The sequence below is a fragment of the Pandoraea fibrosis genome (assembly GCF_000807775.2).
Classification (GTDB): Bacteria; Pseudomonadota; Gammaproteobacteria; order Burkholderiales; family Burkholderiaceae; genus Pandoraea; species Pandoraea fibrosis.
Genome location: NZ_CP047385.1, coordinates 4,452,747 through 4,478,540, shown reverse-complemented (window position 1 = coordinate 4,478,540; position 25,794 = coordinate 4,452,747). Strand labels below are relative to the sequence as shown.

Annotated in this window: 26 protein-coding genes; 17 read left to right on the top strand and 9 right to left on the bottom strand. The window is 62.9% G+C overall.

Translation table 11 applies throughout. From position 1 onward, the window contains the following. Positions 1-229 precede the first annotated feature (229 nt). Positions 230-877: a GTP cyclohydrolase II gene (gene ribA, locus PI93_RS19820; protein ID WP_039369567.1), complete on the top strand. Its 648-nt coding sequence runs from the start codon at positions 230-232 to the stop codon at positions 875-877. A gap of 22 nt (positions 878-899) precedes the next feature. Here ribA and PI93_RS19815 read toward each other — a convergent pair whose 3' ends face one another. The 7 genes from PI93_RS19815 to PI93_RS19785 form a co-directional block, all read right to left on the bottom strand. Beyond that, the gene (locus PI93_RS19815; RefSeq protein ID WP_039369564.1) at positions 900-1,178 is read right to left on the bottom strand and encodes a DUF3325 domain-containing protein; all 279 of its coding nucleotides are present in this window, start codon (positions 1,176-1,178) and stop codon (positions 900-902) included. Continuing rightward, positions 1,175-2,839, bottom strand: coding sequence for a PepSY-associated TM helix domain-containing protein (locus PI93_RS19810; RefSeq protein ID WP_039369560.1), 1,665 nt, complete (start codon positions 2,837-2,839; stop codon positions 1,175-1,177). Before PI93_RS19810 ends, PI93_RS19815 begins: the two co-directional genes overlap by 4 nt. Next, entirely contained in the window at positions 2,836-3,147 is a 312-nt protein-coding gene (locus PI93_RS19805; protein ID WP_039369557.1) for a DUF3649 domain-containing protein, read from the bottom strand. Before PI93_RS19805 ends, PI93_RS19810 begins: the two co-directional genes overlap by 4 nt. 12 nt (positions 3,148-3,159) lie before the next feature. Then, the gene (locus tag PI93_RS19800; RefSeq protein WP_052240614.1) at positions 3,160-3,906 is read right to left on the bottom strand and encodes a DUF4198 domain-containing protein; all 747 of its coding nucleotides are present in this window, start codon (positions 3,904-3,906) and stop codon (positions 3,160-3,162) included. 83 nt (positions 3,907-3,989) lie between these two features. Continuing rightward, positions 3,990-6,455: a TonB-dependent receptor gene (locus PI93_RS19795; RefSeq protein WP_080759151.1), complete on the bottom strand. Its 2,466-nt coding sequence runs from the start codon at positions 6,453-6,455 to the stop codon at positions 3,990-3,992. Between the two features lie 147 nt (positions 6,456-6,602). Beyond that, positions 6,603-7,622 (bottom strand): FecR domain-containing protein, encoded by a 1,020-nt coding sequence (locus tag PI93_RS19790; protein WP_039369554.1) that lies wholly within the window; start codon positions 7,620-7,622, stop codon positions 6,603-6,605. 29 nt (positions 7,623-7,651) lie between these two features. Further along, positions 7,652-8,170: a sigma-70 family RNA polymerase sigma factor gene (locus PI93_RS19785; protein ID WP_039369551.1), complete on the bottom strand. Its 519-nt coding sequence runs from the start codon at positions 8,168-8,170 to the stop codon at positions 7,652-7,654. A 630-nt stretch (positions 8,171-8,800) separates the two neighbouring features. Between PI93_RS19785 and PI93_RS19780 the strand changes: the two genes are divergently transcribed. The 4 genes from PI93_RS19780 to PI93_RS19765 all read left to right on the top strand — a co-directional run bounded on the left by PI93_RS19780 (position 8,801) and on the right by PI93_RS19765 (position 13,805). After that, positions 8,801-9,154, top strand: coding sequence for a hypothetical protein (locus tag PI93_RS19780; RefSeq protein ID WP_144400468.1), 354 nt, complete (start codon positions 8,801-8,803; stop codon positions 9,152-9,154). A gap of 326 nt (positions 9,155-9,480) precedes the next feature. Then, entirely contained in the window at positions 9,481-12,234 is a 2,754-nt protein-coding gene (mgtA, locus tag PI93_RS19775; RefSeq protein ID WP_052240612.1) for a magnesium-translocating P-type ATPase, read from the top strand. Positions 12,235-12,367: 133 nt separating this feature from the next. Further along, positions 12,368-13,102, top strand: coding sequence for a transporter (locus PI93_RS19770; protein WP_039369548.1), 735 nt, complete (start codon positions 12,368-12,370; stop codon positions 13,100-13,102). Positions 13,103-13,262: 160 nt separating this feature from the next. Further along, a complete protein-coding gene (locus PI93_RS19765; protein ID WP_039369544.1) occupies positions 13,263-13,805 on the top strand; it encodes a MarR family winged helix-turn-helix transcriptional regulator in 543 nt (180 codons plus the stop codon). A gap of 49 nt (positions 13,806-13,854) precedes the next feature. On the opposite strand, the gene PI93_RS19760 is transcribed toward PI93_RS19765, so the two are convergent. Next, complete coding sequence (locus PI93_RS19760) at positions 13,855-15,087, bottom strand: IscS subfamily cysteine desulfurase (RefSeq protein ID WP_039369542.1); 1,233 nt, start codon at positions 15,085-15,087, stop codon at positions 13,855-13,857. 416 nt (positions 15,088-15,503) lie between these two features. Here PI93_RS19760 and PI93_RS19755 point away from each other — a divergent pair, with 416 nt between their 5' ends. From PI93_RS19755 to PI93_RS19710, 10 genes are all read left to right on the top strand, one after another. Next, on the top strand, positions 15,504-16,022 hold the full coding sequence (locus PI93_RS19755; protein WP_052240611.1) for a flavin reductase family protein: 519 nt from the start codon (positions 15,504-15,506) through the stop codon (positions 16,020-16,022). A 26-nt stretch (positions 16,023-16,048) separates the two neighbouring features. Further along, positions 16,049-17,530, top strand: a complete 1,482-nt coding sequence (locus PI93_RS19750) for a 4-hydroxyphenylacetate 3-hydroxylase family protein (protein WP_039369539.1) — start codon at positions 16,049-16,051, stop codon at positions 17,528-17,530. An 84-nt stretch (positions 17,531-17,614) separates the two neighbouring features. Further along, the gene (locus PI93_RS19745) at positions 17,615-17,995 is read left to right on the top strand and encodes a cupin domain-containing protein (RefSeq protein WP_039369536.1); all 381 of its coding nucleotides are present in this window, start codon (positions 17,615-17,617) and stop codon (positions 17,993-17,995) included. A 106-nt stretch (positions 17,996-18,101) separates the two neighbouring features. Beyond that, complete coding sequence (locus tag PI93_RS19740; RefSeq protein WP_039369533.1) at positions 18,102-19,343, top strand: ABC transporter substrate-binding protein; 1,242 nt, start codon at positions 18,102-18,104, stop codon at positions 19,341-19,343. A 35-nt stretch (positions 19,344-19,378) separates the two neighbouring features. Beyond that, the gene (locus tag PI93_RS19735) at positions 19,379-20,068 is read left to right on the top strand and encodes a DUF2848 domain-containing protein (protein ID WP_039369530.1); all 690 of its coding nucleotides are present in this window, start codon (positions 19,379-19,381) and stop codon (positions 20,066-20,068) included. 4 nt (positions 20,069-20,072) lie between these two features. Further along, entirely contained in the window at positions 20,073-20,852 is a 780-nt protein-coding gene (locus PI93_RS19730) for an ABC transporter ATP-binding protein (protein WP_039369528.1), read from the top strand. Further along, positions 20,849-21,598, top strand: a complete 750-nt coding sequence (locus tag PI93_RS19725) for an ABC transporter ATP-binding protein (protein WP_052240610.1) — start codon at positions 20,849-20,851, stop codon at positions 21,596-21,598. Before PI93_RS19730 ends, PI93_RS19725 begins: the two co-directional genes overlap by 4 nt. Before the next feature lie 21 nt (positions 21,599-21,619). Beyond that, positions 21,620-22,510, top strand: a complete 891-nt coding sequence (locus PI93_RS19720; protein WP_039369525.1) for a branched-chain amino acid ABC transporter permease — start codon at positions 21,620-21,622, stop codon at positions 22,508-22,510. A 7-nt stretch (positions 22,511-22,517) separates the two neighbouring features. Next, positions 22,518-23,540, top strand: a complete 1,023-nt coding sequence (locus tag PI93_RS19715; RefSeq protein ID WP_080759150.1) for a branched-chain amino acid ABC transporter permease — start codon at positions 22,518-22,520, stop codon at positions 23,538-23,540. Positions 23,541-23,685: 145 nt separating this feature from the next. Next, on the top strand, positions 23,686-24,177 hold the full coding sequence (locus PI93_RS19710; protein ID WP_039369521.1) for an Rrf2 family transcriptional regulator: 492 nt from the start codon (positions 23,686-23,688) through the stop codon (positions 24,175-24,177). Between the two features lie 64 nt (positions 24,178-24,241). Here PI93_RS19710 and PI93_RS19705 read toward each other — a convergent pair whose 3' ends face one another. Continuing rightward, positions 24,242-24,463, bottom strand: coding sequence for a hypothetical protein (locus PI93_RS19705; RefSeq protein WP_158453299.1), 222 nt, complete (start codon positions 24,461-24,463; stop codon positions 24,242-24,244). Here PI93_RS19705 and PI93_RS19700 point away from each other — a divergent pair. Then, positions 24,462-24,752 carry a DUF4148 domain-containing protein gene (locus PI93_RS19700; protein WP_039369519.1) on the top strand — a complete coding sequence of 97 codons (291 nt, stop codon included), beginning with the start codon at positions 24,462-24,464 and terminating at the stop codon, positions 24,750-24,752. The genes PI93_RS19705 and PI93_RS19700 overlap by 2 nt on opposite strands. Before the next feature lie 98 nt (positions 24,753-24,850). Continuing rightward, positions 24,851-25,741, top strand: a complete 891-nt coding sequence (locus PI93_RS19695) for an AraC family transcriptional regulator (protein ID WP_080759148.1) — start codon at positions 24,851-24,853, stop codon at positions 25,739-25,741. The last annotated feature ends 53 nt before the right edge of the window (positions 25,742-25,794 follow it).

Here is a 25,794-nt window from a genome sequence, read left to right as displayed (position 1 = left end):
CGTAGCCGATCTGCTCCATCGGACCGGGGGCGATTGCGGCGGGTGACGCGCGCGGTCAGGGCCGGGAATCCGGGCGGTCGTCGAGCCTTAACCGATTCGGCAGCGGCGTGCAACAGTGTGTTGCACGCCGCTGCCGGCTGAAAATTCGAAATGGCGGTACACTCCGAGCACACGCCACCGCTGTCTGGTGGCACGCAACTCTCCCATTTCGGCCCGTTTGAACGTCATCATGAAGTCCCCTGGTAATGTCTCTGCCACGCCCGCGTGCGACGCTGGCGAATGCGTCGAGCTTGTCGCCACCGCGACCTTGCCGACCCGCTATGGCACTTTCACTTCCCACGCATTTCGCGTCAAAGGCAGCAACAACGAGCATCTCGCGCTGGTCATGGGCGAGGTGTCCACCGATGCGCCGACGCTGGTGCGTCTGCATTCCGAATGCCTGACGGGCGATGTTTTCGGTTCCTATCGCTGCGATTGCGGCGAACAACTCGATGCAGGCATGCGCAAGATCGCGGAGGAAGGGCGTGGCGTCATGCTGTATCTGCGCGGTCATGAAGGGCGTGGCATCGGTCTGAGCAACAAGATTCGCGCCTATCTGCTGCAAGAGCAGGGCCGCGATACCGTGGAAGCGAATCTCGATCTGGGGCTACCCGACGACGCTCGCGAGTACGACTCGGCCGCCGCGATTCTGCGTATTCTCGGCGTGCGCTCGGTGCGTCTGATGAGCAACAATCCGAAGAAATTCGATACGCTCACGAAGCACGGCATCCCGGTCTGCGAACGCATCGCGCTCGATATTCCGATGCGCGAGGAAAACGAACGCTACATTCGCACCAAGCAGGTGAAGTTCGGGCACTACTTCGAAGAGAACGAGTAACGTTCAGATCGGGGCTTGCCGGTCAGCGTGACCGGCGGCGCGCCACCCCGATGAGGGCGAGATACACCAGACCGGCTGCCATGCTGGTCTGGCCGCTGTAGGTCACCAGTCCGAATCCCCATCCCTGATCGGCAACGCTCACACCGAGCGCCACAGTCAGCGCCGTCCAACCGACGCGACGGCCATAGCGTGTTCGCACGTGCGACACGCTGCCGAACAGCGTTGTCTGTTGACGCTCCGTCGCCAGTGCCAACGCAGCAAACCCTACCAGACAGATCGCGAACGTGTAGAGAGGCATCATGCGCGATCCTCGTTCAACGTGGCATTGGCCGCTGCGGCCGGTGCCTGAGTGCCTTGAGCGACCGGTGCGGCTCGCGCGGGTCTCGCCTTGGGTTGATGCCGGGCAGTGCGCACGGCGAGCCAGGCATGCAGTGCCGCCAGCGCCCACATCATCAGGTCGACACCCACATAGACCCAATCGCCTGCGGCCAGACTGTGCCAGAGCCCGCGTGATGTCGTGACGGCGTTGAGTACCGGCAGCCATGCCAGCAGGGCGGTGGCGATCCACAGCAATTCGATCCACGCACGTCTGGCCGGACGTATCAGCGCATACAGCAGCGTGGCGGCCCACACCCAATAGAACAGATCGACCTCGGTGGCGCTGCGTCGCGCAACATCGGCGGGAATCAGGCGATTGCCCCACAGGAATGCGGTCATGGCGATGGAAAGGCCAGCAATCGCGGCGATGTTCAGGCGTTCGACCACGTGAAAGCCGAAGTGCGGCCGCGCGGGGTCCGGCAGCTTGCTACGGCGCTTGACCGTCCACATCACGAGCCCGGTGCCGACCATGGCCGTGCCCCCCAGACTGACGAGGAAGTACAGCCAGCGCAGATGCAGATCACTGAAGCGCCCGAGGTGCAGCGCATACATGACGCCGCGCGTCTCGGCCGCTGCACCGACGTTGTCCTTCACGTCGATCAGCTTGCCGGTCGTGCCGTCGAACAGCAGATACTGCGGGCTCATCGACACGCGTGTGGCCTCGCCGCGTGTCACGGCGACACGGGCCGCAGCGTCGCCGGGGAGGGTGATGGTGACGCGCCCGACATCGTGCGCGCCCCAGCGAGCCTGGGCTTGGCGCACCATGGCGTCGATGGGGGCAAGCGCCACCTTCTCGCCCGTGGCTTTGGCCGGCGGCGGAAAGGCGCTCAGTTGGCCATTCATCTGCGCGCGTTCGACCGGCGTTTTGATCGCGGTTTGTGCGCCCCACGGCATGTACAGCGCCATGAGCGTAACGAGGCCGGTGTACGTGATCATCAGGTGGAAGGGCAGGCCGAAGACCGAAAGCGCGTTGTGCGCGTCGAGCCACGAGCGTTGTCCCTTGCCCCACCGGAAGGTGAAAAAGTCGATGAAAATCTTCTTGTGCGTAATCACGCCGCTGACGATCGCCACCAGCATGAACATGGCGCAAAAGCCTGCGAGCCAGCGTCCCCACAGCACTGGCAGGGGATGGAACTGAAAGTGAAAGCGGTAGAAGAAGTCGCCCCCGAGCGTCTCGCGCGCCTTGAGGATCTGGCCTGTCGTCGGGTCGAACGTCGCTTCTTCGAACGTGCGACGGTTGCCTGCCTTGGCGTTGGATGGCGCATTGCGCCAGAACACCCCGGCGACCGGATTGCGTTCAGTCGGTAGGTAGATGCTCCATTGCGGACTTCCTGCGGCAAGCGTCGTCAATTGACGGCTGACGTTTTGTGCGACCTCGGCCGAATCGGGCAGCCCTTGCTGATGCGGCACTTCGGGGCGCATCCACTGGGAAAGCTCGTCCTTGAAATAGCTCACCGTGCCGGTGAGGAACATGGCGTACAGCAGCCAGCCGACGAGCAGGCCGGTCCAGGTGTGAAGGTCGGACATCGTCTGGCGGATGCCTCGGCCCTGCGGTTTGACTTTGGGTGGGGAGGCCGTTGTCATGCGCCACCTCCTGCCATCAGGCCCGACGACACCGCCCACGCGGCGAGCGCGAGCGGTGCGGCAACGACGAGCAAACCGGCCCAGGCGCGCCATGCGCTGCGCACGGCGAACACCCAGACGACCGCACCGGCATAAATGGCGAAGCTCGCCAGCATGCCGGTGATGACCGCCTGGGCCTTGTCCATCGGCAACGCGAGGACAGCAACGCTCGCCAGGGCCGCGACGACGTAGCCGCCGCCGATGGCCGCAACGATGCGAGAGACGAGCGCGCCGGTATTGGCAAACGCAGCGCGACGAACCTGAGCCATGATGCGTGTCGCTTACTTGTTGGGCGTGGCGGCCGGACCGGCCGGGAGCGGTTCGATACCGTTGGCCTGCATGACCGTCGTGGTCGTCACGTACCGCACACCCTCGTAGCGCTCGGCCCCCTTGGCGCCCGTGCGTTCACCCGGCGTCTTGTCGGTGTGGATGACCTCGGCAACGTACACCCCCTTCCAGGGCATGTCGAACGTCACCAGACCCTGTGCATCGGTGTGTGCTTCCTTGGACCAGCCCGATTGCGTGACGAACGACACCTTCGCCTTGGGCAGCGGCTTGCCCTGGAAGAACAACTGGAACTCGCCCGGCTTGCCGGCGGGCACCAGATCGAGCGTGAGTTGCGGCTTCTGCTTCGAGAAGTCCGTGGCCAGACGCGCCGCCGGACGATACCAGTTCGTGACTTCCTGACCGTCACGCTTGAGGGTGAAGAGCGGGTAGTGCGCATCTTCTGCCACGAGGGCTTCGCCGGCGCCGGCCTTGAACGGCAGCGCGAAGCCGTTTGCCGTCTTCGTAGCGGGGGCCGTCTTCTCGCCCTGTGCGGAACTCAGCGTCCCCGTGGGCGCGCCGAACTTGTCGAGCAGACCGGGCGAGGCTTCGCGCAGGTTTTCACCGAACTCACCGAAGCGAATCACGGCGTTCTGTCCGGCGGGCTGCTCGATCCAGATCTGATGCGCTTGTGCGGTGCCGGTCAGGGCGGCGAGGGCGGCGAACGTGAGTTGCGTCAGTCGGCGGGAGACAGTCTTCTTCATTGCGGTTTCCTTGCAGAAGTGGCTAACGGTGTGAAAAGCGGTGAGACAAACGAAGTGAAAAATGCGCGGCATATCGATCGTCCTCAGAAGTCGATCTGCGCGGACAACAGGAACGTGCGCGGTGCGGCCACGGTGGCGTAGGTGCCGCTCATGAGCCAATAGTTGGAATTGAACAGGTTCTCGATGTTGGCGCGGAACACGACCGACTTGCCTGCGATGCGCGTGCGGTAGCGCGCGCCGATGTCGTAACGCGTCCACGCCGGCAACTCGAGCGTGTTGGCTGCGTTGAAGTACATGCGCGACGTGTTGATGATGCGGCCGTTGAGCGAGAGGCCCGGCACCCAGGGCGTATCCCAGTCGACACCGAGGTTGAAGGCGCGTTTGGGCACGCCGTTGGCGTCGTTGCCGTCGTTCACGCCACCGGCCGTTTGGGTGAGCTTGGCGTCGTAGAACGTGGCGCTGGCCATCAGACGAAGGCCCTTGACGACTTCGCCATACGCCGACACTTCGAGGCCGCGATTGCGCTGTTCGCCGTCGAAGCTATAGAGGTTGGTCGCGGGATCGGTGATGGCGTTCGGGCGTTGCACCTGAAACACCGAGATCATCGTCGTGACGGTGCCCCAGTCGGCTTTCACGCCGGCTTCGTACTGCTTGGACTTGTACGGCGGGAACGCCTGACCCGCGTTACGCGCGGTCGCCGGTGCGATGCCGCCACGCGACAGGCCCGACGTGAAGTTCGCATACACCGAGACGTTTTGCAGCGGCTTGACGACGATGCCTGCGAGCGGCGATATGGCGCTTTGATCGTAGCTTGAGGTCAGCGCGCCGTTGGCCGTGTTGAAGTTGTCGAGTACAACGCGTTGATGACGCAGACCGCCGGTCAGCAGCATGCGATCGTTAAGGAACGACAGCGTGTCGGTGACGGCAATGCTCGTCAACGCCGATTCGGAGGCCTTCTTCGGATCGGTGCGCGGTGCGTTCACCGCGGGCAGCGGCGACGGGTTGTAGATATTCGACGGCACCGACGTCGAACCCGGCACGTAGGCGTTGCCAGCATCCTGCTCCAGACGCGAGGCCTGCACCGTGAGCGTATGGCCAATGTCGAAGGTCTTGAAGTTCGCGCGTGCGCCCACATCCGCCGTGCGTGAGCGTGTGTACGAGTCGTAGTACGAATTCATCACCGTGAAGTTGCCCAGTGCGTCGGCGGGACCGCTCGGGAAGGTCTGGTAGGCAGTGGCGTAGTGATAGCCCACCGCGCCCCAGACCGTGACATTGCGCAGCACGTCGTATTCCAGGCGCGTGGTCACGGCCGAATCGTGCAGATGCAACTCGCTGCCCGGGTAGAAGTTGCGGTAGCCCGACGGCGCCTCCGGCAGGGTCTTGACCGACGACTGGAAGCCGATCTGGGGACGGAAGTTGTCGTCGCCTTCGTGCTGGGTGTAGGCGTCGAGCGTCCAGCGCAGGCGCTGACCCGTGTAGTCGAGCCCGACCGAGCCGAAACCGATGCTCTGCTTGCCGTTATCGAGCGTGGTGTTGCCGTCGCGGTACACGCCGTTCACGCGCACCCCCCATTGCTGATTTTCGCCAAAGCGACGGCCGATGTCGGCTTCGACACCCAGTTGCGACTTGTTCTGGAACGAGGTCGTCAGGCGTGTGATCGGCTCGCTCGTGGCGCGTTTGGTCAGCACATTGATCGCCCCGCCGATACTGCCGCTCGGACCGATGCCGTTCATCAGCGTGCCCGGTCCCTTGAGCACCTCGACGCGCTCGACGATTGCGGCCGGCACCCGGCTGGCGCTGGCCATGCCATACAGGCCGTTAAGGCCGACATCGCTGCTCGAAACCGTATAACCGCGAATCTGGAAGTCTTCGCCGAAGCCACCGCTCGAGGTCAGCATGCGCACCGACGATTCGTTGATGATGACGTCCGCGAGGGTGCGAGCCTGTTGGTCACGCACCATTTGCTCGGTGTAGTTCATGGTGCTGAACGGCACGTCCATCGCGTCGGCCGACCCCAGCATGCCGAGGCCGCCGCCGCGTGCGATCTGACCGCCTGCGTAGGCCGGTTGAAGGCCGTTGTCATACGCGGCGGCCGTCACGTTGACCGCCGGCAGCATGACCGCGTTGTCCGTTGCTGCGCCGCTGGCGGAAGGTGCGATGAGGTAGCTGCCGTTCGATTGCGGCACCACGTCGACCCCGGTGCCTGCCACGAGCGCTTCGAGTCCGTTGCGCGGCGTATAGGTGCCTTTGAGGCCGTGGCTGCGACGTCCCGCCGTGACCTCAGGCTTGAACGAGAGCATGATGCCCGCGTCGCGGCCGAAGCGGCTAAGGGCGTCTTCGAGCGAACCGGCCGGAATGTCGAAGGCGCGCTCGCCCGGTGCGGCGGCGCTTTGCGCTTGCGCGGCGAGTGGTGCGAAAAGGACTGTGCCAACGGGGGCGGCGACGGCGGCACCCAGGGCAATGCGACCCAGTGCGCAGGCCAGCCGCGTGCGGCGATGTACCCAATGTGGTTGGCTTGGGCTTTGTTGCAGCCCCCGGACGTGACCCATGATCTGACCTTTCGTGTGGAAGAGGAGGAGTAGTGCTCGTCTTCCATGACCCGCGAAAAATCGAAACGGATCACCTTTTTTGAAAAAATTTCGGTTGTGCCGACGCTAAGTGCATCGACGGCCAACCGACAGCGAATCGATCGTGATTCACGCCGGTACCAGCCGGATTTCGCGTGCTCCCCAGAACCGGGTGACCGACTCGGTTCGCACCGCCAGCGTGGTGCCGAGCGTGTCGAGTACCTTGCCCACGTCGTCGAGCGGAAATGTGCCCGACACGCGCAGGTTCGCAACGGTGGCGTCGCACGAGAGCGCCGCATTGCTGTAACGCCCGAGTTCGGCAACGAAATCCGCGAGCCGCATGCTGCGCGCCACGATGACGCCTTCGGCCCAGGTGGCGTCGCCTGCCGGCGCGTCGCTCGGATCGGAAATGCTCTGCGCCGTGTAGCGGGCATGCATGCCGGTGCGTAGGATCAGGGACTGCGCCGGGTTCGTCCGGGGACGAATTTCCACGGCACCTTGATAGACGCTGACATGCGTGCCGTCATCGAATTGCCGCACCGTATAGCGTGTGCCGAGGGCGCATGCCGTCCCTTGCGAAGTCTCGACGAGGAAAGGTCGCGACGGCACATGTGTGTCCGGCGCCGTGGTGATCAATACTTCACCTGCGATCAGGCGGACGCGACGCGCGTCGTCTCCATAGGCGATGTCGACTGAGGTGTCCGTGTTAAGCACGAGTTGCGTGCCGTCGGCAAGACGTAGCGTGCGACGTTCGCCAACGGCTGTACGCACGTCCGCCGACCAGCGTTGCCACGGTGACGTGTGCAGCAAGCCCCACGTGCCGCCACCCGCGAACAGAAGCACGGCAAGCGCCTTCACCGCGCGGCGGCGCTGCTTTGACGCAGGCGGCGCCAATGCCGCTTGTGCGACACCGGCTTGCACGGGCGAGGCGAGCGGCGCGAGCTTGCCTTTGACGGACTCGATGCGTTGCCACGCCCGTTCGTGATCGGGATGCGCGTCGCGCCACTGTTGCCACTCGGCGACGCGTTGTGGGGACACGTCGTCGCTCTGCAATTCGATGAGCCATTCGACAGCGCGCTCGGCGACTTCTCCCGGCACAGTGGCGGCATCGGCAGTGGCGTCGTACCAGGTCGAGTGAATAGCGGGCATGCGATGCTCTGTGGCGAGGGTGATGGGCGTTAGCCGAGAAACGACAGGTCGGCGAAATAGCAGCGTTGTAAGGCTTTGGTGAGGTAGCGCTTGACCGTCGGAATCGAAATGCCCAGCGTCTGCGCTACCTGGGCGTGCGTCTGACCATCGAGCTGCGAATGCAGGAACGCCTGCCGGACGATACCCGGCAAGCCATCGAGCAGGCGGTCTAGTTCCAGCAGTGTTTCGAGCACCATCGCGCGTGTCTCGGGCGACCATTCGACGTCGCGCGGCACATGGGCGAGGGCGTCGAGATAAGCGCGTTCCAGCTTCTGACGGCGCCAATGATTCGATACGAGATTCTGCGCAACGGTCGTGAGATAGGCGCGAGGCTCGTCAAACGTCGCGGGCACCCGATCGCTACCCAGCAGCCGCACGAAAGTGTCGTGCGCAATATCGGCGGCCTGCTCGGCACTCCCGAGACGCCGATGCAACCATCCCTTCAGCCAGGAGTGGTGATGGCTGTACAGCAGCTCGACGGTAGAAGGGAGGGTGCCCTGGGTTTGCATGATCCAGCCTGATGTCCGGTCCACTCACGACGCTCTGGACCAGCGCGAACACTGGTAACGGTCATGCAGCCGTTGAAGCGGATGCCAATAATTTGTTAATGATAATCATTATTAATAACCGATGGGAAATATCCCTGTCAATGCCAAGTGCTTTGCAAGGACACCGAGGTATTTGTGAGGCGATGAGGCTTGTGGGGCGCTGAAGCCCGTCCGCTGGCCGTGACGGGCGATCAAGCGCCTGAATTCATAGGCAATTTCTCATCTCGGTGCGATGCAGCATTTAATGCTTGACGCTGCAAAATAGCCTCAGTTACCATCCGCCCTGTCTTCAATTTAAGGGGTTGTCCGTGAATTCCGATGCCAGTAGTAGTCGACCGTTGATCGACTGATTGCCTGAGGATCCACAGCCATTCCCTGTGCCGCGTCCTCATGCAGGATGCGGTGTCTAGCGCCCCTCAACGCTCGTCCTGAGCGTGACTTCTCCGGCGCAGTTCCCGCAGAAATTCCACTGTCGTGCCCGTGATGGGCGTTGTCGTCTTGCGCATGCATTTCGCATCGAGACGGCACGCACACGAGCCGACCGTCCGTGCCGCGTGTGGCAAGGACGATTCGCAGCCATGCGAGGAAGTCATGCGAGTTTTTCAAACGTTTCAGGCTGTTCAAAGCCAACCGACGCGCACCACGCCGGTGTCGCGCCTGACCATCGTTTGCCTGGCCGATGCCCTGGGGGCACTGCGCAAGCAAATGTTCGTCGATCTCACCGAGCTCGGGCTTCGCGCCACGCACGTCAGCATCACGCACTGGAGCGACCGCGACGAGGCCTCGGCCACCGTCACGCTCGATTGTCCGTTCGCCTCGCGTGCGTCGCTCACGTCGCTCGTCATGCGCTTGTCCGGCGAGCGCAGCGTGCGCCGTGTGTTCTGGTCCGACGACGGTGCTCGTTGCAGCGGCGTCAACGTTGGCGCGATGCCTGCACACGCGTAGTGCGCCGTCGCGGATCGATTTGCCGTTTCGCTTTTTCTTTACCGCGCAGCGCGATAACGGCTGCCGGTGTACCGAATAAACCAACCTAAGGAGTCCGATATGGAAGACGGAAGTAGCCGAATGAAGCCCGTCGGAACCGCGCGCGTGTCGCACGGACTTCCGGCGGGCGATCCGATGCCAGATCCAAACATTTTCGTTATTACCGACCGCGTGCCGCGCGGCGCGGCTGGGTGCGTTCGCGCTTTTTTCCGGAGAGATGATTTCCGGTAGCGACTGACGAGACCGGCCGGCCGCCATGCCAGCGTAAGCCGTGCCAGGAAATCGTCATGAACAAGAACCTTCGCTCGCGCCATAAACAGCGTGGCTTCGTCGAACACTCGACAACCTCAGATCTCCCGCTCTCGGGCCCCGACGCCATTGCCAGGCTCGCCACCGAGCCGCTGCCAGACGTCCTTCATACCCTCGGCACCGACACGAGCGGTCTCACGCTCGCCGATGTGGGCCAGCGCCAGACCCGCTACGGCCCCAACGAAATCGCGCACGACAAGCCGCCGCACTGGACGGTGCAGTTGTTCTTCGCCTTCAAGAACCCGTTTGTGATGGTGCTGCTCGCGCTCGCCGTCGTGAGCTTCTTTACCGACGTCTACTTCGCCGACCCGGACGACAAGGAATACACGGGCATCATCATCCTGCTGACGATGGTGACGATCAGCGGACTGCTGCGCTTCTTCTCCGAATTCCGCTCACTGCGTGCGGCCGAGAAGCTCAAGGCGATGGTGCGCACCACGGCGTCAGTTCGTCGCCGTGTGACGGCCTCGGGGAAGTCGGAACGTCACGAAGTCGCCATGCGCGAGTTGGTCGTGGGTGACATCGTGACGTTGCAGGCGGGCGATATGATTCCGGCCGATCTGCGTCTGATGGAATCTCGTGACCTGTTCATCAGTCAGGCGGTACTGACCGGCGAGGCGTTGCCGGTCGAGAAGTACGACACGCTGGGCGCCGTGGCGCAGAAGTCGGCCGAGATGGCCGACGGGCAGGGCAATGCCAACCTGCTCGAACTGTCGAACGTTTGCTTCATGGGCACCAACGTGGTCAGCGGTACAGCCACGGGGGTGGTCGTCGCAACGGGAGGCGATACGTATTTCGGCGCACTCGCGAAAAACGTGGTGAGCCACAAACGTGTCGAGACGAGCTTCGACCGTGGCGTGAACAGTGTGAGCTGGCTGCTCATCCGCTTCATGCTGGTGATGGTGCCGATCGTCTTCATGATCAACGGCCTGACCAAGGGCGACTGGCTGAGCGCGCTGACGTTCGCACTGGCCGTGGCCGTTGGTCTGACGCCGGAAATGCTCCCGATGATCGTGAGCGCCAATCTGGCGCGCGGTGCGCTGGCGATGGCGCGTCGCAAGGTGGTGGTCAAGCGTCTGAACTCGGTGCAGAACTTCGGCGCCATGGACGTGCTTTGCACCGACAAGACCGGCACGCTGACGCAGGACCGCATCATTCTCGAACAGCATCTCGATGTGTCGGGCGATGTGCAGGAAGAGGTGCTGCGTCTTGGCTGGCTCAACAGTTATCACCAGAGCGGTCAGCGCAATCTGATCGACGTGGCGATCATCCGCCGCGCCAACGAAATCGGCGAGTCCGTGCAGCCACGCGCGTTTGCCAAGATCGACGAGTTGCCGTTCGATTTCGTGCGCCGGCGTCTGTCGGTGGTGGTCGCCAACGACCGTGGCGAACACCTGATGGTGACCAAAGGGGCGGTCGAGGAGATGCTGTCGGTCTCCACGCACGTGAAGACGCCGCAAGGCGTGCGCGCGCTCGACGACACAGCCCGCGCCATGCTGCTGGCTCGCGCCGAAGCGTACAACGAAGACGGCTTCCGTGTGCTGGTTGTCGCCACGCGTGACATTCCGGCCGGCGAGACGAAGACGCAGTACAAGACTGCCGACGAAGCTGGTCTGATGGTCTGCGGTTTCCTGACGTTCCTCGATCCGCCCAAGGATTCGGCCGCACCGGCGATTGCTGCCCTGCGCGAGCACGGGGTCACGGTCAAGGTGCTGACCGGCGACAACCCCATCGTCACGATGAATGTTTGCCGTCAGGTGGGCATCGAGCCGGGCACGCCGCTGCTGGGCACGGACATCGAGCCGATGACCGACGCCACGTTGCGCGACGTGGTCGGCCGCACGACGGTATTCGCGAAGCTCGCGCCGCTGCACAAGGCGCGAGTGGTCAAGGCGTTGCAGGCCAATGGTCACACCGTGGGCTTTCTGGGCGACGGCATCAACGACGCCCCGGCATTGCGCGACGCCGACGTCGGCATCTCGGTAGATACCGGTGCGGACATCGCCAAGGAAACCGCCGACATCATCTTGCTCGAAAAGAGCCTGATGGTGCTGGAAGAGGGCGTGATCAAGGGGCGCGAGACGTTTGGCAACATCCTCAAGTACCTGAACATGACCGCCAGCTCGAACTTCGGCAACGTGTTCTCGGTGCTGGTCGCCAGCGCGTTCCTGCCGTGGCAGCCGATGCTGGCGATGCAACTGCTGGTGCAGAACCTCGTGTACGACATCTCGCAGATGTTCCTGCCGTGGGACCGTATGGACCCCGAGTTCCTCAAAAAGCCGCGCAAGTGGGACGCGGGCAACATCCGGCGCTTCATGCTGTGGCTGGGGCCGACCTCGTCGGTGTTCGATATCACGACCTACATCCTGATGTGGACGGTCTTTGGTGCCGGCGCGCTCTATCACGCCCAAGGCGGCGATGCCGGGCAAGTCATCATGAATTCGGGCTGGTTTGTCGAAGGTCTGGTGTCGCAGACGCTCGTGGTGCACCTGTTGCGCACGCAGAAGATTCCGTTCCTGCAAAGCACGCCGGCGCTGCCGATCATGCTGTCCACCACGGTGGCGATTGCGCTGGCCTGCTGGCTGCCGTACTCGCCGTTCGCCGAAGCGCTGGGCTTCGTGGCGCTGCCGGGATCGTACTTCTACTGGCTCGTGGCGACCATGCTCGGATACATCGCGCTGGCTCAGGTGGTCAAGACGATCTATATCCGCCGCTTCGGCCGCTGGTTCTGATCGTGCCCCGATCCGATACCTGGCTCACATGGCACTGACGCCACGCTCCCGGCCATTCGGGCGGGAGCGGGTGAACCCGACGCAAGCGCCGTGCAGGGCACGGCGCAGCACACGCACAAGAAGAGAACGACTCATGAAGAAGCAACTGGCATATCTGGCATTGTTCTGCCCCCTCAGCGCTTTCGCCGCGCATCCGCTGGTCACCGACGACACCGGCACGCAGGGCGACGGCAACTGGCAATTCGAGACAAATGGCGAAGTCACGTCGAAGCAGCAGGACATTGGCCGGCAGACCCTCTGGAACAGCACCCTGACACGCGGTGTGGGCGAGGCGCTCGACCTCTACGTCGATGTGCCCTACACCAACATTCAGACCCGCTCCGATACGGCGGGCAGCGGGATCGGCGATGTGGAGACTGGCGCCAAGTGGCGTATGTACGACGATGGGGCGTTCAGCGTCGGCCTCAAGCCCTATCTGACGTTTCCCTCGGGCAACGACCAGCGCGGTCTCGGCACTGGCCGGGTGAATGCCGGCGCCACGCTGCTCACTCAGTACGTGATCGACGACTGGACGTTCCTGTTCAACGCCGGGGCCGTCTATCAGGCCAACCGTCAGGCGCAGCGCCAATCGGTATGGAAGGTCTCGGGCGCCGTGCTTTACCGCGTGTTGCCGTCAACGCAGTTGATTCTGGATGTAGGCACGTCGCAAAACCCCGATTTTTCACAGCGGACCAATCCGGCATACCTGATTCTCGGCGCCATCTACAGCCCGAAGCCATGGCTGGATCTGGACGTGGGTTATCGGCGCGGACTCAACCCGCAGACCTATCACGACTCGTGGATGGGCGGGATGACCGCCCGCTGGTAAGAACGTCGACCGGGCAACTCACATGGCCGAGGCGTGGCAGGGCGGGGGCCGCAAGGCGGCGAAGCCAAATCCCCGCTCGTCAGGACGTAGATAACTTTGCAGTATAATTTTTTTTCAAAGTGATTGTCCTGGCGCGCCGCGCCGCTTACCCCAAATTCCCATGCCCAAATCGTCGGCCCCGAAGGCCCTTACCGTCACCAATCCGGCCTGTCTCATTGATGGCTCCGATGCTGAATTCCGTCATCTGATCAATGGGTTGCTGCCCTTTGCCGCACGTCTGTTGTCGGTGCGCGACGGCTTCGGCAGCCTGATCGGCCTGACGGGCATTCAATATTCCCTGCTTCAGTCGGTGGTGCATCTCTCGTCGATCGGTGATGTCACCGTCAATCAACTGGCCGAGCATCTGCACCTATCCGGGGCGTTCGTCACCATCGAGACGAACAAGCTCAAGGCGCTCAAGCTGATCGACAAGCGCCAGAATCCGGAAGACCGCCGCAAGATGAGCCTGACGGTCACCGCGGCCGGCGCCAAACTCCTTCACGAACTGACGCCTTCGCAGCAGCGCATCAACGACGTGCTGTTCGAAGGCGTGACACGTACCGAATTCAAGGTGCTGTGTGCCGTTGTCGACCGACTGGTCGCCAACGGCGATCGCGCCACACTCGATCTGAGCCATCTGCTGGCGATCCGCGACAAGCGCTGATCTCCGGACTCCCCTGTGCCCCAATGTCTGGCGCGACCCTCGCGTCAGCTTAGTGGGCAGCCCATTGAATCGTGTTCAGATCCACGCCGTCCTGATACATATCCCATAGCGGACTCATCTCGCGCAGTTTGCCGACGGTGCCGCGCACCTGTTCGATCACGCTGTCAACTTCTGCTTCGGTCGAGAGGCGCCCCAGGGTGAAGCGAATCGAACTGTGTGCAAGTTCGTCGCTGCGCCCGAGCGCGCGCAGCACATACGAGGGTTCTAGCGACGCCGACGTGCAGGCTGAGCCCGACGACACTGCGACCCCCTTGATGCCCATGATGAGCGACTCACCTTCGACGAAGTTGAAGCTCACGTTCAGGTTATGCGGCACGCGGTGGGTCATGTCGCCGTTGATGTACACCTCGTCCATCGCCTGAAGACCTGCCAGCAGGCGGTCGCGCAGCGCGCCCACCCGTGCGGCTTCCGTCGCCAGTTCGAGCTTCGCCAGCCGGAACGCTTCTCCCATTCCCACGATCTGGTGCGTCGGCAACGTGCCCGAGCGCATGCCCCGTTCGTGGCCGCCACCGTGAATCTGCGCTTCGATGCGAATGCGCGGCTTGCGACGCACGTACAGCGCACCGATGCCCTTCGGGCCGTACAGCTTGTGGGCCGTGACCGTCATCAGATCGACCTTGAGCGTTTGCAGATCGATCGGAATCTTGCCGGCGGCTTGCACGGCGTCGCAGTGAAACACGATGCCGCGTTCACGGCACAGTTCGCCGATCTCTGCGATTGGCTGGATCACACCAATTTCGTTGTTCACCATCATGACCGACACCAGGATGGTGTCCGGGCGCAGGGCGTTACGCACCGTATCGACCGTGATCAGGCCATCTTCCGGCACATCGAGGTAGGTGACCTCGAAGCCCTGTCGCTCCAGATCGCGCATGGTGTCGAGCACGGCCTTGTGCTCGGTCTTCACGGTAATGAGGTGCTTGCCCTTGCCGCTGTAGAAATTCGCCGCGCCTTTGATGGCGAGGTTATTGCCCTCGGTCGCGCCCGACGTCCAGACGATCTCGCGCGGATCGGCGCCCAGCAGCGCGGCAACGTGCTCGCGGGCCGTCTCGACAGCCTCTTCCGCCGCCCAGCCGTAGCTGTGACTGCGCGATGCAGGATTGCCGAAATTGACGTTCAGGTACGGAACCATGGTCTCGACCACGCGCGGATCGACCGGGGTCGTGGCGCTGTAGTCCATGTAGATGGGAGCTTCGAAAAGCGACGGCTTGGTAGGCGACATAGGGGACTCCGAAATCGTCCGGTGGACATCTTGAATTGCGGCCGAGTGTAGCACCGCATTTTCCGAAAATTGCACTCTCCCATATTGAAAAAAGGGTTTCATGCCTTCCGTTTTCCCCGCCGGACGGCTCGGGTTAACGAGATAGGTTGCGCGCAATCCGGTTGTGTCTGGTGCATTGCATGATTTGCGAAACCCTATGACTGGCAAGGGTTTTGCGCACTTTCGGTGCGGCGATGCACCAGCGAAATGCATATGCACTTTCCTCTTGCTCAGGGTTTACCTTTCTTGATTAGCTATTTTTGTTAACGTTCAATAATTACTAATAAACAAAGCTAAATGTGAAAGACGGTTCGCTGGATAAGTCGACGGTTTTGGTGTCGCGTTGCCCGAGTGACCGGCTTCAGAAGGAGGTAATCATGAACGATGCATCGACCGCAGTACCGGCAGCGGAAGACGAAGCGCGGCAGTTCCGTCGCACGCTTGCCATGTTCGCCACAGGCGTAGCCGTGATTACGGCGCCTCGCGACGACGGGCCGCCTATCGGTATCACCGTGGCCTCGTTCAATTCGGTTTCGCTTGCTCCGCCGCTGGTGTTGTTCTCGGTCGACCGGCGATGTCTCAGCCTCGACGATCTCTGTGCCGCGGGGCGTTACACGGTGAATGTGCTCGACGAGAGCCAGCGCGATACCTCCAACCGTTTCGCGACCGCCCGGGGCAACAAGTGGGACGGCGTGAGCTTCGAAGGCGAGGGCATTGGCCGCCTGCCGGGGGCGCTCGCCGCCTTCGAGTGTGAGCCATACGCACAGCACGACGGCGGCGATCACGTGATTTTCATCGGACGAGTGGTGCGCCACGCGGCGCGTCACGACGGCCGGCCGCTCATTTTCTTCGGCGGGCAGTACCGCTCGCTCGACACCACGCCGGTTGCGGCGTGAGTTCCCCAGGGTTTCAGGAGAGAGTCATGGTAAAGAACGGTAGTCAACATATCGGCCAATTGCGTGACGGACGCGAGGTGTATATCGACGGCAAGCCCGTCGGCGACGTGACCACCCATCCGGCGTTCCGGAATTCCATTCGCAGCTATGCGAGTCTGTACGACTTTCAGGCGCGTCCCGAGAACCTCGAGGCGATGACCTTCGCGTCGCCGGATACGGGCGATCAGGTCTCGCGCATCTGGCAACTGCCCACCAGCTACGACGAACTGGTGCAGCGCCGCGAGATGCTCGAAGCCTGGAGCGAGTTGCACTACGGGTTCATGGGGCGTTCGCCGGATCACGTGGCGTCGTGCATTTCCGGCATGGTGATGGGCATCGATGTCTTCGAGCAATACGACACCCGGCGCGCCGGCGCGCTGCGCGACTACTACAAATATGCACGCGACAACGACCTGTTCCTGACGTATGTGATCGTCAATCCGCAGGCGAATCAGTCGAAGGCCGCGCATGAGCAGGAGGACAAATACCTCGCCGTCGGTATTGTCGATCAGGACCACGAGGGCATTACGGTGCGCGGCGCGAAGATGCTCGCCACCAGCGGCATCATGGCCAACGAGGTCTTCTGCAGTTGCATCCAGCCGCTCAAGGCCGGCGACGAGATGTACGCGCTGTCGTTCGCGATTCCGATGAACACCAAGGGGCTGCGTGTGCTGTCGCGCAAGTCCTACGAGGGTAGCGCGACGTCGGTGTTCGACAACCCGCTCGCGTCGCGTTTCGACGAGAACGACGCCGTGCTGTATTTCGACGACGTGAAGGTGCCGTGGGAGCGCATCTTCGTGGCCGGCGACACGGCCATGTGCGCGAAGCAGTTCCACGCCACGCCTGCGCACAGCTACCAGAACTACCAGTGCCAGGTGCGCTTGATGGTCAAGCTGCGTTTCCTCGTGGGCATCGCCCTGCGCATTACCGAGGTGAATGGCACCAACGCCTTCCCGCAAGTGCGCGAAACGCTCGGGCAACTGGCGGCCGAAGCGGCCATGGTCGAAGCGTGGGTGCACGGCATGGAGGCAAAAGGTCACATGGAGAAGGGCTACTACGTGCCGGATCGCAGCCTGCTCTACGGCTCGCAAGTCCTCACGCAGCAGCTCTACACCAAGGTGCTCAGCACGCTGCGCGAACTGGCGGGGGGCGGAATGATCATGCTGCCGTCGAGCATCCACGATTTCGAAAATCCGATGCTCGCCAGCATCATCGAGAAGACACAGAAGTCGCCGGTGGTCGATGCCGAAGAGCGCGTCAAGTTCTTCAAGCTCGCCTGGGACGCCGTCGGCTCCGAATTCGCCTCGCGCCATAACCAGTACGAGATGTTCTACGCCGGCGCCACGTTCGTGACGAAGGGCCACGCGTATCGCACCTACGACTGGCAAAAGGCCACGCGTCTGGTCGACAACTTGCTCGGCACTTACGCGCTCTCGGACGAGATCGTCCGGCAGCCGGTCGCTGCCTGAGTCCGGCTTCACCGCCAGGCCCCCACGACAACGTTACGACTGCCGTACCACCACGGCGTCACCCGCCACAGAAAAGGAGTTCCCATGGCGATCAACAAGCTGCACGACGAGTTTCACACCATCGATATGAAGGAAGGATGGGAGGTGCCCCCGGGCTATCCCCCGGGCATCGAGCAGAAGATTCTCGCAGGCTCGCTCGACGAGCCGAACCGCGCCGGCAGCCGCACGCGCTTGCTGCGCTTTGCGCCGGGCATCTACACCAAAGCGCCGTTCGTGCACACGTACTGGGAAGAGGTTTATCTCGTCTCGGGCGATCTGACGGTCGGCAACGACGCGCAGGGCGAGGGCGGCGAAGCCTTTGCACCGAACACCTATGCGTGCCGTCCGCCCGGCGCGTTCCACGGCCCGTTCAAGTCGAACGGCGGCTGTCTGCTGCTCGAAATTCACTATTACGACCCGGCCTGACACGTTCAAGGCAGGGCATCGGGCGCGGCGAACGTGAGGGCGTTGCCGCGCCGTCGGGAGACTGTTTCACCCACACCACACCTCTACAGGCTATCGGGAAAACAACATGTCTACGTTTCGCGCAAGTCGTATCACGTCAATGGCGGCTCTGGTGCTCGCTGCCGCCTTCGCCATGTCGTCTGCCGCACAGGCGCAGCCCGGCAAGATGAGCGACGGTGTTGTGAAGATCGGTGTGCTCACCGACATGTCGTCGATCTTCTCCGACATCGGCGGCAAGGGCTCGGTGATTGCCGCGCAAATGGCCGTCGACGACTTCGGCGGGAAGGTCAACGGCGTGCCGATCAAAGTGATTTCGGCCGACCATCAGAACAAGACCGACGTCGCAGCGACCATCGCCCGCGACTGGTTCGACAACCAGCAGGTCGATGTCGTCGAGGACTTGCTGCCGTCTTCCGTGGCGCTGGCTGTCGCCAACGTCGCCAAAGCCAAACGCCGGATCGCCATCGTGACGGGGGCGGGCACCACTCGTCTCGTCAACGAGGACTGCTCGCCGTACACGGTGCAGTACTCATACGACACATATTCGTTCGCGTCGAACACGGTCAAAGCGATGACCCGCAGCGGCGACAACAGTTGGTACTTCCTGACGGTGGATTACGCGCTAGGCGCATCGCTGGAGAAGGACGCCACCGAAGCGCTGCAACACGTGAACGGCAAGGTCGTGGGCCGCGCGAAGCACCCACTTAATTCGTCGGACCTGTCGTCCTATCTGCTGCAAGCGCAGGCATCACGCGCCAAGGTGATCGCGTTGGCCAATGCGGGCGCCGACACCGTGAACGCCATCAAGACGGCGCGCGAGTTCGGCATCACCGGGCCGGCCAAGCAGAAGATTGCCGGCCTGCACATGTTCATCAGCGACATTCACAGCCTCGGGCTCGACGCGGCGCAAGGCATGACATTGACGACCGCCTTTTATTGGGATCGCGACGACGCCTCGCGCACCTGGGCACAGCGCTTCTTTGCCAAGACCGGAAAGATGCCGACGCTCGTGCACGCCGGAACGTATTCGTCGGTCATGCACTACCTGCAAGCCGTGCAGCGCACCGGCACGGACGAGGCCGACACGGTCATGGCGTCGATGAAGCAAACGCCCGTCAACGATTTCTTTGCCAAAGGCGGGCAGATTCGCCCCGATGGCCTGATGGTGCACGACATGTACCTCGTGGAAGTGAAGTCCCCAAAGGAATCGAAGAAGCCCTGGGATTACTACAAGGTGTTGCAGACGATTCCCGCCAACGAGGCGTTTCGTCCGCTCGCCCAGAGCCAGTGCGCGCTCGTGAAGAAGTGATCTCGGGAAGTCAGGCTATGACCGGAGTTGGCAAGATGAATCTCATGCATTTCGTAGTGCAGACCGCAGACGGTATCGTCGAGCGCGATATCGCCATCAAGCAACTGGTGATTGCGGGCTGGACCGGGCGCGACGTCGAGGCGATGGAACATCACATCCGTGAGCTGGAAGTGTTGGGCGTGAAGCGCCCGGCGGCCACACCGATGTTCTATCGGGTATCGAGTGACCGGCTCACGACGCAATCGCATATCGAAGCGAGCGGGCGCGCGAGCAGCGGCGAGGTCGAGTTTCTGCTCGTGCGCAGCGCGGGGGAGACCTATGTGGGGGTGGCGTCGGACCACACGGATCGTGAAGTCGAGACCTACGGCATCACGGTCTCGAAGCAGATGTGCGAGAAGCCCTGCGCGGCGTTGCTGTGGCGACTGGCCGATATCGAGGCGCATTGGGACAGACTCGTGCTGCGCAGCTACGCCAACATCGGTGGCGAGAAGGTGTTGTATCAGCAGGGGCCGGTCACGGCGATGCGCTCGCCGCAGGACCTGCTCGAGCGCTTCGCCGAGGCCGGTGGACGCTTCGAGGATGGCACGGCCATGCTGTGCGGCACGCTGGCCGCCATAGGTGGCATCCGTTCGGCCGAGCGGTTCGATTTCGAGCTGGAAGATCCCGTATTGGAACGTCGCCTGCAACATGGGTACGGCATTACCCCGCTACCGGTGGTGGGGTAAGCGCATGCATCACGACGACATCATTCTCGAAACCCGGGGGCTGACCAAGGCATTTCGCGGCTTCACTGCGGTGGATAGCGTTGACCTGAAGGTCCGGCGCGGTGCGATTCATGCCCTCATCGGCCCGAACGGCGCAGGCAAGACAACGTGCTTCAACCTGCTCACGAAGTTCCTGACGCCGACCTCGGGCCAGATTGTCTATCGGGGCGAAGACATTACCCGGCTCGCCCCGGCGGCAGTGGCGCGGCGCGGCATGATTCGCTCGTTCCAGATCTCGGCGGTGTTCGGACATCTGTCCGTGATCGAAAACGTGCGCGTGGCACTGCAACGTGCCACCGGTCAGTCCTATCACTTCTGGCGCAGCACACGGGGTTTGGGCGATCTGGATACCCGCGCGATGGCATTGCTCGACGAGGTGGGCATCGCCGCCTATGCCGACGAGTTGACCGTGTCGTTGCCCTATGGACGCAAACGGGCGCTGGAAATTGCCACCACCCTTGCGATGGAGCCCGACGTCATGCTGCTCGACGAGCCCACGCAAGGCATGGGGCATGAGGATGTCGAAAGGGTGGCAGCGCTCATCCGGCAAGTGGCCGCAGGGCGCACGGTGCTGATGGTCGAGCACAACATGAAAGTCGTGTCCGGCATTGCCGACACGATCACCGTGTTGCAACGGGGCGAGATTCTGGCCGAAGGCGATTACGCCACCGTTACCGCCGACGCCCGCGTGCGCGAAGCCTATATGGGCTCGGCAGACGCCGTACTGGAGGGAGCGCACGCATGAAGGCACACGAATCCTCGCTGGTCGCGGCCAGCGTTCCGGCGCTTGCGGTGAGCGGTTTGCAAGCGTGGTATGGCGAGTCGCACATTCTTCACGGTGTCGATCTGGTGGCCGGGCAAGGGGAGGTGGTCAGCCTGCTGGGACGAAATGGCGCGGGCCGCAGCACGACATTGCGCGCCATTCTCGGCCTCACGGATACCCGGGAGGGGTCGGTCAGGATCTTCGGACGCGAGACGGTTGGCCTGCCCACGCGCAAGATCGCGCGATGCGGCGTGGGTTTCTGTCCGGAGGAGCGGGGCATCTTCGCCAGTCTGTCGTGCGAGGAAAACCTGCTGCTGCCGGCGGTACTGGCGCCGAAGCAAGCCGGCCAATCCGGGATGTCGCTGGACGAGATCTACGCGATGTTCCCGAACCTCGCCGAACGCCGGCACAGTCCGGGCACACGGCTCTCCGGTGGGGAACAGCAGATGCTGGCCATTGCGCGCATTCTGCGCACGGGTGTGCGGCTGTTGCTGCTCGACGAGATCTCCGAGGGGCTGGCGCCCGCCATCGTGCGCACGCTCGCGCGCATGATCGGGACGCTCAAGTCGCGTGGCTACACCATCGTGCTCGTCGAACAGAACTTTCACTTCGCGGCCCCGCTGGCCGACCGCTTTTACGTGATGGAGCACGGCCGCATCGCGCTGCAATTCGACGCCGACCGATTGCCCGCCCACACGCAGGCGCTCCAGACGCTGCTCAACGTGTAACCCGTTCAGAAGGTCATTGCCGTGAATCCTTTCGATATTCCTCTGCCGGCGTTGCTCAGCCAACTGATGCTGGGGCTGGTCAACGGCTGCTTTTATGCCGTGCTGAGTCTGGGCCTGTCGGTTATCTTCGGCTTGCTCAACGTCATCAACTTTGCCCACGGAGCGCTCTTCATGATCGGCGCGCTTGTTGCGTGGATGGGCGGTCAGTACCTCGGGCTGAACTACTGGGCGATGCTGGTGATCGCGCCGCTGACGGCCGGTTTGCTGGGCGCGGCCATCGAGCGCGGGCTGCTCTCGCGCATCTACAAGCTCGATCATCTGTACGGGCTGCTGCTCACGCTCGGGCTCACGCTCATCATCGAAGGGCTGGGCCGGTCGGCGTATGGCGTGTCGGGCATGTCGTTCGAGGGGCCGGCGTTGCTCGCCGGTGCCACGCGTCTGCCGTTCATGGTGTTGCCGAACTATCGCGCGTGGGTCGTGGTCGCGTCGCTAGCCGCTTGCGCGCTCACGTGGTTTGTCATCGAGCGCACGCGAATCGGGGCCCTGCTGCGAGCCGGCACCGAGAATGCCAGGCTCGTCGAGACGTTCGGCGTGAACGTACCGCTCATGGTCACGCTCACGTATGCGTTCGGTGCCGCGCTGGCGGCGTTTGCCGGTGTGCTGGCGGCGCCGATCATGCAAGTCTCCCCGATCATGGGGCAGCCGATGATCGTGACCGTCTTCGCCATCGTGGTGATCGGTGGCATGGGCTCGATTGCCGGATCGGTCGTCACGGGGCTCGCCCTCGGGGTGCTGGAGGGACTGACCAAACTTTGGTACCCGGAGGCTTCGGCCACGGTCGTGTTCGTGATCATGGCGCTCGTGCTGCTGGTGCGCCCGCATGGTCTGTTCGGTGGTTATGCCTACAAGTGAGTCGTCGATGATGCGTCAATACCGTTTCGATCTTGTGTTGCTCGTGCTGCTGGCGGCGTTGCCCGCCCTCGGTGTCTATCCCGTCTTCGCGATGAAGGTGCTGTGCTTTGCGCTGTTTGCCTGCTCGCTCAATCTGGTGCTCGGCTACACGGGCTTGTTGTCGTTCGGTCATGCCGCGTTCTTCGGCGGGGCCGCGTACTTCGCGGGGTATGCGATGCGCGACCTGGCATGGTCGCCGCTGGCCGGGGTGTTGACTGGCGTTGCGACCGGCGCCGTGTTCGGGTTGATCTTCGGTCTGTTCGCGATCCGTCGGCAGGGTATCTACTTCGCCATGATCACGCTTGCCTTCGCGCAGATGTTCTATTTCTTTTGCCTGCAAGCGCCATTCACCGGGGGAGAGGACGGATTGCAGGGCGTGCCTCGTCAGACGCTTTTCGGCGTATCGCTGGATCACGATCTCGCGTTGTATTTCGTGGTGCTCGCCGTGGTCGCCGCAACGTTCGCGCTGATGTCGCGGGTGATTGCGTCTCCCTTCGGCCGCGTGTTGGCGGCCATCAAGGAGAACGAGCCACGCGCGATTTCATTGGGCTATGAGGCGGAGCGTTTCAAACTGCTGGCGTTTGTCCTTTCCGCCGCAGTGGCGGGCCTTGCGGGGGCGTTGAAAACGCTGGTTCTCGGCTTTGCCACGCTGTCCGACGTGCATTGGTCGCTCTCGGGATCGGTCATTCTGATGACGCTGGTCGGCGGCATGGGAACCCGCTTCGGGCCGGTCGTCGGCGCGTTGCTGATCGTCTCGCTGGAAACCAAGCTCGGCGACATCGGCAACTGGCTGGCGCAGGCAACGGGTTGGCAGGCGTTCACCGGCCTGGGTTCGATGGTGAGCGTGGTCACGGGCGTGATCTTCGTGCTGTGCGTGCTGTTGTTCCGCCGTGGCATCGTGGGCGAATGGCTCGTGTGGACGCAACGCTGGAGAACACGCCGCGGCAACGCGACTCGGCCGGCGGCGCTGGCCGGGGCCGTCAAAGGTTAGTCGCGGCGGGGCGGGAGGGTGGGAAATGGCATCGCGCAGGGCTCTGGCGGCGTATAAGATGCCTATCAAGGCCATGTTAAACTGGCTCGCAAGATTGCCGGGCGGCACGCCGTGCCGCCCCGTTCGTTCCCGCCGCTCCCGCTGAATGCGACTCACCGACCATACCGATTACAGTTTGCGCACCCTGATCTACGTTGCGGTTCATCCCGACGAGCTGGTGCACGTGCAATCCGTGGCGGAGGCGTTCGACATTCCCAAGAACCATCTCGTGAAGATCGTGCAGAAGCTCGGTCAACTGGGCTTCCTGCATACGGTGCGCGGCCGTTCCGGCGGGATTCGTCTGGGACGCGCACCGGAGCGCATCGGACTGGGAGACGTCGTGCGGGCGATGGAGCCTGACTTCGCGATGGTCGAATGCTTCCGTCAGGGCGAGAACGCTTGCGTGATCACGTCGGCGTGCCATCTGCGAGGCGTGCTGGGCGAGGCGTTGCGTGCCTACTTCGCGGTGCTGGACGGCTACACGTTGGCCGATCTGGTCGCTCAGCCGGCCGTGTTGCGGCGCTTGCTCGGCGATGCCGTGGCCGCCGCCATTCCCATCGCAGACATCCAGGTCAAGCGGCGCGTGACCGAATCGTAATTCCCTCTCCGCTTCATCCGCATTTCTGCCTGTTTTTCAGCATTTTTCCGACTTTTGGTTCCGTTTATCGACGTTCGCTATCGACGCCATAGCGCTGGTTAATGGCGATCGCGAGATCTGGACGATTGGTCGCATCTTGCGGACGTGCAGCCGCGAAATTTGCCCCGCCCTTTCGTAATCTTGAGTCGTACCCGATAGCACTTGCCCAGCCCTTCAAGGCGTCAGGCAGGCGCATCGAGGAAATCGACAACCGGCACTCAGTGCCGAACGAAAGGAGTTTCATCATGAACGCTCGTATTTTCGCTGCTGCCCTGATCGCTACCGCTACGCTGGCTTCCGCTTCGGCCTTCGCCGACACGCAGACCGCCGATGTGGGTCAACCGGCTACCACGCAAGGCGTCACCCGCGCACAGGTGCGCGAGGAATTGCGTCAGGCGCGTGCCTCCGGCCAACTCGACCAATCGCTCCAGACGTATCCGTCGTTGCTGCAACAACGTTCCTCGGCCGGTCGTTCGCGCGCTGAAGTCCGTGCGGAAATCGGCACGGGCGCCAACGTGGGCGACAACCGCGCCTGAAGTGTGAATCGTCATTGAACGGAAAAATGCCGGTCCCAAGCAAGCGTTGGCCAAATCCTCCATAATCGGCGCACCGGGTTAGATAACTTGAGTGCGCCATGGACCGGCTCTCCACCCTGATCTCGAATTTCGGCGTTCGCGCCGGCGTGTTTCATAGCGGCGGCCTGTGCGGTATTGCCAGCTATGGCATTGACGCGCATGACGGCGGACACTTGCATTTGCTACGCGCTGGCGAAGTCGCGTTAGTGCTCGAAGACGGCTCGCGGCAGGACATCGTCGAACCGTCGTTGATTTTCTTTCCACGCCGCAATCATCATCAATTGCTCTCGGGCGATGCCGCGAGAACGGAATTGGTCTGCGGTTCGCTGTCTTTCGACGGTGGCCACAACAATCCGCTGGTGGCGGCGCTGCCGGAATACCTCGTGCTTCCGACGAAATCGCTCTCCACGCTCGAACTCACGCTGAACTGGCTGTTCACTGAGGCGTTCGGTGCGCAGTGCGGACGCCTTGCCGTCATGGACAGGTTATTCGAACTGCTCGTCATCCAGTTGTTGCGCCATGTGCTGGAGCAGCGCATCGTCAGTCGCGGCATGCTGGCCGGATTGTCCGATCCACGACTCGCGCGGGCGCTACATGTGATTCACAATCAGCCGGGCGAAGCGTGGACGGTGGAGTCGCTTGCGGGGACGGCGAATATGTCGCGGGCCAACTTCGCCGCGCAGTTTCGCGAGGTCATCGGGCAGTCGCCGGCGGACTATCTGCTGGACTGGCGTATCGGTCTTGCACAGAAGCGTCTGCGCGACGGTCAGCCGATTGCGCGTGTGGCGGAAGAGGTGGGGTACGAAAGCGCGTCGGCCCTTGCGCGCGCGTTCCGCCGTAAGACGGGGAGCAGTCCGCGCGATTGGTTGCGCGCCCAGATGCATGCCGTGACGATGCTGCCGCCACCGCGCGTCACGCTCGTGCCGGCGCTGCCGGCACAGGCGGCTTAAGCGGCTTAAGCGGCTTAAGTAGGATCGCAGGTAACACAAGACCGGCCGGTGAC

Excerpts from the sequence above, each read along its gene's own strand:
- ribA (WP_039369567.1), top strand. The coding sequence starts at position 230 with ATGAAGTCCCCTGGTAATGTCTCTGCCACGCCCGCGTGCGACGCTGGC.
- PI93_RS19815 (WP_039369564.1), bottom strand. The coding sequence starts at position 1,178 with ATGATGCCTCTCTACACGTTCGCGATCTGTCTGGTAGGGTTTGCTGCG.
- PI93_RS19810 (WP_039369560.1), bottom strand. The coding sequence starts at position 2,839 with ATGACAACGGCCTCCCCACCCAAAGTCAAACCGCAGGGCCGAGGCATC.
- PI93_RS19805 (WP_039369557.1), bottom strand. The coding sequence starts at position 3,147 with ATGGCTCAGGTTCGTCGCGCTGCGTTTGCCAATACCGGCGCGCTCGTC.
- PI93_RS19800 (WP_052240614.1), bottom strand. The coding sequence starts at position 3,906 with ATGAAGAAGACTGTCTCCCGCCGACTGACGCAACTCACGTTCGCCGCC.
- PI93_RS19795 (WP_080759151.1), bottom strand. The coding sequence starts at position 6,455 with ATGGGTCACGTCCGGGGGCTGCAACAAAGCCCAAGCCAACCACATTGG.
- PI93_RS19790 (WP_039369554.1), bottom strand. The coding sequence starts at position 7,622 with ATGCCCGCTATTCACTCGACCTGGTACGACGCCACTGCCGATGCCGCC.
- PI93_RS19785 (WP_039369551.1), bottom strand. The coding sequence starts at position 8,170 with ATGCAAACCCAGGGCACCCTCCCTTCTACCGTCGAGCTGCTGTACAGC.
- PI93_RS19780 (WP_144400468.1), top strand. The coding sequence starts at position 8,801 with ATGCGAGTTTTTCAAACGTTTCAGGCTGTTCAAAGCCAACCGACGCGC.
- mgtA (WP_052240612.1), top strand. The coding sequence starts at position 9,481 with ATGAACAAGAACCTTCGCTCGCGCCATAAACAGCGTGGCTTCGTCGAA.
- PI93_RS19770 (WP_039369548.1), top strand. The coding sequence starts at position 12,368 with ATGAAGAAGCAACTGGCATATCTGGCATTGTTCTGCCCCCTCAGCGCT.
- PI93_RS19765 (WP_039369544.1), top strand. The coding sequence starts at position 13,263 with ATGCCCAAATCGTCGGCCCCGAAGGCCCTTACCGTCACCAATCCGGCC.
- PI93_RS19760 (WP_039369542.1), bottom strand. The coding sequence starts at position 15,087 with ATGTCGCCTACCAAGCCGTCGCTTTTCGAAGCTCCCATCTACATGGAC.
- PI93_RS19755 (WP_052240611.1), top strand. The coding sequence starts at position 15,504 with ATGAACGATGCATCGACCGCAGTACCGGCAGCGGAAGACGAAGCGCGG.
- PI93_RS19750 (WP_039369539.1), top strand. The coding sequence starts at position 16,049 with ATGGTAAAGAACGGTAGTCAACATATCGGCCAATTGCGTGACGGACGC.
- PI93_RS19745 (WP_039369536.1), top strand. The coding sequence starts at position 17,615 with ATGGCGATCAACAAGCTGCACGACGAGTTTCACACCATCGATATGAAG.
- PI93_RS19740 (WP_039369533.1), top strand. The coding sequence starts at position 18,102 with ATGTCTACGTTTCGCGCAAGTCGTATCACGTCAATGGCGGCTCTGGTG.
- PI93_RS19735 (WP_039369530.1), top strand. The coding sequence starts at position 19,379 with ATGAATCTCATGCATTTCGTAGTGCAGACCGCAGACGGTATCGTCGAG.
- PI93_RS19730 (WP_039369528.1), top strand. The coding sequence starts at position 20,073 with ATGCATCACGACGACATCATTCTCGAAACCCGGGGGCTGACCAAGGCA.
- PI93_RS19725 (WP_052240610.1), top strand. The coding sequence starts at position 20,849 with ATGAAGGCACACGAATCCTCGCTGGTCGCGGCCAGCGTTCCGGCGCTT.
- PI93_RS19715 (WP_080759150.1), top strand. The coding sequence starts at position 22,518 with ATGATGCGTCAATACCGTTTCGATCTTGTGTTGCTCGTGCTGCTGGCG.
- PI93_RS19710 (WP_039369521.1), top strand. The coding sequence starts at position 23,686 with ATGCGACTCACCGACCATACCGATTACAGTTTGCGCACCCTGATCTAC.
- PI93_RS19700 (WP_039369519.1), top strand. The coding sequence starts at position 24,462 with ATGAACGCTCGTATTTTCGCTGCTGCCCTGATCGCTACCGCTACGCTG.
- PI93_RS19705 (WP_158453299.1), bottom strand. The coding sequence starts at position 24,463 with ATGATGAAACTCCTTTCGTTCGGCACTGAGTGCCGGTTGTCGATTTCC.
- PI93_RS19695 (WP_080759148.1), top strand. The coding sequence starts at position 24,851 with ATGGACCGGCTCTCCACCCTGATCTCGAATTTCGGCGTTCGCGCCGGC.